This window comes from Actinophytocola sp. (assembly GCF_009379765.1).
GTDB lineage: Bacteria > Actinomycetota > Actinomycetes > Mycobacteriales > Pseudonocardiaceae > Actinophytocola.
This window is the reverse complement of the sequence record NZ_WHTD01000271.1, coordinates 1-6,478: the sequence shown is the minus strand read 5'-3', so window position 1 is coordinate 6,478 and position 6,478 is coordinate 1. Positions and strand designations below refer to the sequence as shown.

The following is a 6,478-nucleotide window of genomic DNA, read 5'->3' as shown; positions in this document are numbered from 1 at the left end:
GGAACGCACGGTCAACGCTCAGCCCGGTCTGGTGGCTCAGCAAGACGGCGTCACCGTGGTGGTGATGGCGTTCGACGTCGCAGGCGACCGGATCAAGCACATCTGGGCAGTACTCAACCCCGAGAAACTCCGGCCCTGGACAGGCTGACGCGCACGACATCGACGCCAGGGTCGACGGGGTTCGGGCCGATGCAACTCATGTCGAGCGTGGTCAAGAACGGCCTGCTGCTCGACCTCCCCGGCACGGTGTCCACGAAAGGCCGATCAGCCACCGGCGATCCTGGCCAGCCGCCGCGAGAGGCGCGCGGCAGCCTCCAGCACCTCGGGAGGCCCCAGCACCTCCACGTCGAGGTGCATCCCGGCCACGTGCATCGCGAGCCACTCGGGATCGTCGCCACCGGCCGTCAGCAGGCACCAGCCTTCACGGTCGTCGTCGACCCGCCCCACCGACGGGGGCACCATCCCCCGGACCCGGTCGGCATCGGCACGCACCCGCACCCGGGCGACGTAGCGGTACGGCGCCGCGACCACCGACCGCTGCACATGGGCGACCGGGTCGGGGTGTTCCCGCGGCTGGAACCGCCAGGTCGTGGCGGTCGCCTCCCGCATCCGGTCGAGCCGGAACGTGCGCCAGTCGTCGCGGTCGACGTCCCACGCCATCAGGTACCACCGGCGGCCGGTCGCGACCATCCGCACCGGCTCGACCGTGCGCACGCGGCCGTCACTGTCGCGGCCGGCGTACTGGAACCGCACCCGGACGGCGTCCCGGCATGCCCGGGCGAGGGTCACCAGCAGCTCCGCGTCGACCACGATCCCGGGACTGGTGAGCGTATCGGTGGCGCCGTGAATGGCCCGCACCTCGGCCCGCAGGCGTGGCGGCATCACCTGATCGAGTTTCGCCAGCGTGCGCAGCGCGGCCTCATCCGCCCCGGCCACGGTCCCGCCGGCCGCCAGCCGCAACGACACCGCGGTCGCGATCGCCTCCTCGTCGTCGAGCAGCAGCGGCGGGAGTCGGGTGCCGGCCCCGAGCTGGTAGCCGCCACCGACTCCGGGGGTCGCATGCACCGGGTAGCCGAGCGCGCGCAGCCGCGCCACGTCCCGGCGCACCGAGCGGTCGGTGACCCCGAGCTCGGCGGCGAGCTCGGCAGCGGTCCAACTCGGCCGACGCTGCAGCAGGGCCAGCAGCCGCAGCACCCGCACGGTGGTCGCCTCCACGGTCACCCGGCGATGCTCGCACAGATCACGGACGAGAGCTGTCCGCTATCTGCGCAAGGCTGACGCCATGACCGACCAGACCTGGAACCCCCGACTCCGCGACCAGCTCGCCTACCACTGGACCGCCCAACTACGGGGCCGGCTCGACGGCCTCACCGACGATGAGTACTTCTGGGAGCCGGCGCCCGGCTGCTGGAGTGTGCGCCCGCGCGGCGCCGGGACCGCCCCGGTGCAGGGCGGAGCCGGAGCGATGACGATCGACTTCGCGATGCCCGAGCCCGACCCGCCGCCGTTCACGACCATCGCGTGGCGGCTCGGCCACGTGATCGTGGGCGTGCTCGCGGTGCGCAACGCCGCCCACTTCGGCCGGGCGGAGATCGACTACCAGTCCTTCGAGTACGCCACGACCGCCGCCGACGCCCTGGCACAGCTCGACGCCGAGTACGCCGCCTGGATGGCCGGCGTCGAGTCGCTGGGCGAGGAGTGGCTTGCCCGCCCGTGCGGGGAGGCGGAGGGTCCGTGGGCCGACCGGTCGATGGCCGAGCTCGTGCTCCATATCAACCGTGAAATGATTCACCACCTGGCAGAGGTGTGCCTCCTGCGCGACCTCTACCCGCACACTCACGGGAAGGGGCAGTGAGATGGCCCGCGAGATCCAGGTCACGGTCGACTGCGCCGACCCGCGCGCGCTGGCGCCGTTCTGGGCGGAGGCGCTCGGCTACCGGGTGCAGGAGCCGCCGGGCGACTTCGACTCCTGGGACGAGGCGCTGGCGGCGATGGGTGTGCCCCCGGAGCGCCGCAACGACGCGTCGGCGGTCGTGGACCCCGATGGCACAGGCCCACGCCTGTTCTTCCAGCGGGTGCCCGAGGGCAAGGAGACCAAGAACCGGGTGCACCTCGACGTCCGGGCCGCGCCTGGGCTCGAGGGCGAGGAGCGGATGGCGGCCCTCGAGACCGAGTGCGACCGGCTGGTGGCGCTCGGCGCCCGCCGCCTCCGCCGCTTCGAGCCCGACCCGCCTCTCGGCGCCGGCTTCATCGTGATGGCCGACCCCGAGGGCAACGAGTTCTGCCTCGACTGAGGCCGGCCTGGCGCCCCGGAGCGCGAGCCGGCGCGACATCTCCGGCTCGGTCGGCGGCTCGTCGGCGAGCGCGTCGCGGCCTGGACCTCCAGCAGGTTGTCACGCTCGTTGGCGCCGCCGGGCTTGGGCGCGAACGGGCAGAACGTGCCCTGCTCGCAGAGGTAGACCAGCGCCGGCCGGCGTCCCGCCGTCTGATGGGCCTCCGGATCGGCCTGGTCGGCGAACGTGACCAGCGTGCAGGGGCGAGGGGCCGAAGCCCCGCACCTCCAGGCCGGTGTTGACCGCGTGCGCCTACCACCCGGCCGATCTACCACCACGCCTCCGACCTGACCCTGTGGGCGAACGTGGCAGGCATCCCCGACCTCGCGGCACGCAGCGTCTCGAGGTCAACTCGGAAGGACGTGCGATCGTCGACGAGTTCCTGCGCGGCGTCACCGATGAACGGATCTTTGTCGTGGGCGACTGTGCGGCGGTGCCCGGAGCTCGGCCGGGCTGTCGCACCGCCCAGCCGCACGGCATTCACGCGGCCAATACCTTGGCCCGCCTGGTCAAGGGCCACAAGCCCGAGCCGCACTCCGTGCTGTACTTCGCACAGGGCGTCAAGCTGGGACGCAAGGACGCGGTCGTGCAGGTCACCCGTCGAGACGACACGGCCCGGCGGCGCTACTTCGCCGGGCGCAACCGCGGCTGTGGTCGGGGAGGTGGGGGCCCGCGGCGCGAAGTTCGGTGCCGCACGGGCGCCGGGGTCTGAATGCCGGGCCCGAAGTGACCGAACAGTCACCTCCCGAAGGCGTGACCGCCTCGAGGGATCCGACCGCACGATGGCGCGCCGGACTGTCGAGTCTCATCGAAGCGCCGCACCCGGCGCGCGCCCCTCCGGAGACTTCGAAGCACTGCTTGGGGGATTGCTCAGGAGGCACCCGCTGGGCGGTTGGGCGCCCATAGTTGGTCGGCGTCGCCGGCGGCGAGCCGGCCTCGGTAGACGTCGATCTTGTGGTCGATGAGCTTGAGGTTTTCCTGTATCTCAGCAAGCTTGGCGGTCACCTCGGCGCGGTGGGCCTCCATGAGGGCAAGTCGTTCATGCTCGTTGCCGCGCCCGGCGGATACGAGTTGGGCGTAGCGTCGGATGGTCTTGATGGGCATGCCGGTGGCCCGCAGCTTGGTGCAGACGGTGATCCAGTCCAGGTCCAGCTGCTGGTAGCGGCGCCGGCCGCCGTGGGTGCGGTCGACGGGGGTGACGACCAGGCCGGCGCGTTCGTAATAGCGCAGGGTGTGCGCGCTGACCCCGGTGCGGCGAGCGGCCTCGGCGATGCTCAGGCCCGTCCGTGGGGCGGAGCGAGCAAGCTCGGGTACCGGCTGCGGCTTGACTTCGAGCACGCTCTAAATCCTAGTGTCGTGGTCATGAGTACTTCAACGCCGCCGAGGACCACGGCCGGCGAGCGCGGGCGGATGGCCGAACTCGGCCGACGCCGCCGACTCCTGGTGCTCGCGATCTGCTGCGCCAGCGTGATCGTCGTGGTGATGGACATCTCCATCGTCAACGTCGCGCTGCCGGCGATTCGTCACGACCTGCACGCGACGGTGTCCGGTCTGCAGTGGACGGTCGACGCGTACACCCTGGTGCTGGCCAGCTTCCTGTTGTTGGCCGGGTCCACCGCCGACCGGGTGGGCCGTCGGCGCATCTTCCAGGTCGGCCTCGCCGTCTTCGGGCTCGGCTCGCTGCTGTGCGGCCTGGCGCCGAGCCTCGGTTGGCTGATCGCGGCGCGTGTGCTGCAGGCCGTCGGTGGCACGATGCTCAACCCGGTGGCGATGGCGATCGTCGCCACCACGTTCCCCGACCCGGCCGAGCGGGCCAGGGCCATCGGTGTGTTCGGCTCGATGTCCGGCCTGTCGCTGGCACTGGGTCCGATCCTCGGCGGCGCCCTGGTCGACGGCTTCGGCTGGCGCTCCATCTTCTGGATCAACGTGCCGATCGTGGCCGCCGCGATCGTGTGCACCGCGTTGTTCGTGCCCGAGTCCCGTGCCGGCCGGGCGCGCCGGTTCGACCCGGTGGGCCAGATCCTGGTGATCCTGGTGCTGGGCAGTGTCGTCTACGCGATCATCGAGTCCCACAGGTTGGGCTGGACCTCGCCGGTCATCCTCGGCCTGCTCGCCGTCGCCGTGCTCAGCGCGCTGGGCATCCTCGGCCACGAACCGCGCCGTGTCGACCCGCTGCTGGAGCTGCGGTTGTTCCGCAGCGTGCCGTTCAGCTCGGCGATCCTGATGGCGCTCTTCGCCTTGTGCGGGTTCGGCGCGTTCCTGTTCGTGACCACCCAGTACCTGCAGGACGTGCGCGGCATGTCGGCGCTGACGGCCGGGCTGTGCCTGCTCCCGGTCGGGGTGCTGGTCACGGTGCTCTCCCCGCGCACCGGCCGGCTGGTCGGCGCGCGCGGTCCTCGCGGGCCGTTGATGGTCGCCGGGACGGCGCTGGCACTGGGCGGTGGCGCGTCGATCTGGCTCGGACCGGCCACCCCGCTGCCGGCCGTGCTCGCGATCTATCTGCTGTTCGGCATGTTCCTGGGCACCGTCAACCCGCCGATCACCAACACGGCGGTCTCCGGAATGCCCCGCTCGATGGCCGGGGTGGCCACCTCGTTGGCCTCCGCCGGCCGGCAGACCGGCACCACCCTGGGCGTCGCGATCTCCGGAACGATCGTGGGATCAGCCATGGCCCGCGGTGGGACGGCGTTCACCAGCGCGGAGCACGCCGTGTGGTGGCTGGTGCTCGGGCTCGGCGTCGGCATCCTGGTCCTGGGGCTGCTCAGCACCGGGCGCTGGGCATTGGACACCGCCGGGCGGGCGGCGGAACTGTTCGAGGAGATGGACCGGGGCGCGGATCTTCGAACCGAAGCCCTGCGCCGCCGGTGATCGGCAGCGAGAAGATGATCTCGCGGTGGCTGCCCCTGGGTCGGGTCCGACGAGTTGTGGTCCCGGATCGAGCCGCTGCCGCCGGCTCGCCCGGTGAGTCGGCCAGGGGTCGAAGCCGTTACCGGCGCGACTCGGCTGAGGTCCGCGAAGGGCCGCGGGCGTCTTACCGGACGCGCGCGACCCTGTTCGCGTCGACCAGGAGTTGCTGCTGCGGGCCACCGGCGCCGCAGCCGGGGCCGTTCGGATAGGTCGGCTCTGGGGTCACGCCCAGGGTCTGGTCGACGACGTTCGCCCCGGACCGGTCGGTGAGCCGCAACGTCGCCGTCAGTTCGGTTTCCGGCAGGTCGGGCGCCTCCATGAAGGCCCGTTTGCCGCCGGTTTCTCGCATGTGGGCCGAGCAGACCTCACCATCGCACGTGCTCTCCGCGGCGGCGGTCGACGGACGGAGCTCGAGTCGGCCGGTCCGGCATCCGCCCTCCCAGCAGAGTTTCAGCGTGCCGCCGCTGATCTTCGGCGCCACCGCCGGGTCGACCTCCACGCCGATGCCGGCCGGGCTGCCGATCGCGGTGCAGCCCCGATCCGCGGAGGAGCACGCCGTGGCCACCGCCACGATGAGGCCGACGGTCAACAGCACACGCATACCGCGAGGACGTAACACGCGCCGGTTCCGGTTGCCTCCGTCACCGTGGCTTGCTGGACCAGCGGTCGGCTGTACGGACATGGCTCGCCGCGGCTCGCGGCACCCGGGCTCATTTCCCCGAGCCGCTGCCGGATCGGTTGGTGCTGCAGGGGATCCTGGCCGAGCGGCCGGGTGTCTCCCTCCGCACTTCGTCCGAACCGGCAGGAGCACGGTGACCATGGCACGCGACCCGGACAACGTGTTCGGGCCGGCCAAGAACATCCCTCCGGCCGTCCGCACCGCGGCCAGGCTGGGGGCCTAGTGTCCCGACTCCTCACCGACCGCCGGCTACCGCCATACGTGCCCCTACTGCTCGGGCGACCCGCTCACGGTCTCCGCACTCGTGGTCTCCCGGTCCGTCGTCTCCGTGCTCGCCGTCTCCGCGCTCATGGTCTCGGGTGGCACCCAGGCCGTCTGCACCATCTGCTGCCCGAACCGGCGGGAAACCAGCACCCCTCGGCCCGGCGGGAGTGCCGTGGGCCGGACCGTGCCGATGAGCTGGCCCTCCTCCTTGCTGCCGGAGCCCTGCAGACCGGGGCTCGCGATCTCCTTCAGCTTGCCGAGCACCGGGTCGTACATGGCGCGGGCCGCGCCACCG

8 protein-coding genes and 1 pseudogene are annotated in these 6,478 nt (G+C 71.9%); 5 read left to right on the top strand and 4 right to left on the bottom strand.

Going from position 1 to position 6,478, the window contains the following annotated elements:
* Nucleotides 1–148: pseudogene (locus GEV28_RS41645) on the top strand (RNA polymerase subunit sigma-24); the annotation flags it as partial.
* A gap of 116 nt (nt 149–264) precedes the next feature.
* Here GEV28_RS41645 and GEV28_RS41640 read toward each other — a convergent pair.
* On the bottom strand, nt 265–1,221 hold the full coding sequence (locus GEV28_RS41640; protein WP_291419797.1) for a YafY family protein: 957 nt from the start codon (nt 1,219–1,221) through the stop codon (nt 265–267).
* A gap of 61 nt (nt 1,222–1,282) precedes the next feature.
* Here GEV28_RS41640 and GEV28_RS41635 point away from each other — a divergent pair, with 61 nt between their 5' ends.
* The 3 genes from GEV28_RS41635 to GEV28_RS41625 all read left to right on the top strand — a co-directional run bounded on the left by GEV28_RS41635 (nt 1,283) and on the right by GEV28_RS41625 (nt 3,045).
* Nucleotides 1,283–1,855, top strand: coding sequence for a DinB family protein (locus tag GEV28_RS41635; RefSeq protein ID WP_291419795.1), 573 nt, complete (start codon nt 1,283–1,285; stop codon nt 1,853–1,855).
* 1 nt (nt 1,856) lies between these two features.
* Complete coding sequence (locus GEV28_RS41630; RefSeq protein WP_291419793.1) at nt 1,857–2,294, top strand: VOC family protein; 438 nt, start codon at nt 1,857–1,859, stop codon at nt 2,292–2,294.
* A 334-nt stretch (nt 2,295–2,628) separates the two neighbouring features.
* Entirely contained in the window at nt 2,629–3,045 is a 417-nt protein-coding gene (locus GEV28_RS41625) for a hypothetical protein (protein ID WP_291419791.1), read from the top strand.
* Between the two features lie 158 nt (nt 3,046–3,203).
* Here the strand turns inward: GEV28_RS41625 and GEV28_RS41620 are convergent, their stop codons facing one another.
* Entirely contained in the window at nt 3,204–3,671 is a 468-nt protein-coding gene (locus GEV28_RS41620; RefSeq protein WP_291419789.1) for a MerR family transcriptional regulator, read from the bottom strand.
* Between the two features lie 72 nt (nt 3,672–3,743).
* Here GEV28_RS41620 and GEV28_RS41615 point away from each other — a divergent pair, with 72 nt between their 5' ends.
* Complete coding sequence (locus GEV28_RS41615; RefSeq protein WP_291419799.1) at nt 3,744–5,201, top strand: MFS transporter; 1,458 nt, start codon at nt 3,744–3,746, stop codon at nt 5,199–5,201.
* Between the two features lie 163 nt (nt 5,202–5,364).
* Here the strand turns inward: GEV28_RS41615 and GEV28_RS41610 are convergent, their stop codons facing one another.
* Complete coding sequence (locus tag GEV28_RS41610; protein WP_291419787.1) at nt 5,365–5,841, bottom strand: hypothetical protein; 477 nt, start codon at nt 5,839–5,841, stop codon at nt 5,365–5,367.
* 345 nt (nt 5,842–6,186) lie between these two features.
* A partial coding sequence (locus GEV28_RS41605; protein WP_291419785.1) for a hypothetical protein occupies nt 6,187–6,478 on the bottom strand: 292 nt, incomplete at its 5' end.

Coding starts and splice junctions, on each gene's coding strand:
- GEV28_RS41635 (WP_291419795.1), top strand. CDS start 1,283: ATGACCGACCAGACCTGGAACCCCCGACTCCGCGACCAGCTCGCCTAC.
- GEV28_RS41630 (WP_291419793.1), top strand. CDS start 1,857: ATGGCCCGCGAGATCCAGGTCACGGTCGACTGCGCCGACCCGCGCGCG.
- GEV28_RS41615 (WP_291419799.1), top strand. CDS start 3,744: ATGGCCGAACTCGGCCGACGCCGCCGACTCCTGGTGCTCGCGATCTGC.
- GEV28_RS41610 (WP_291419787.1), bottom strand. CDS start 5,841: ATGCGTGTGCTGTTGACCGTCGGCCTCATCGTGGCGGTGGCCACGGCG.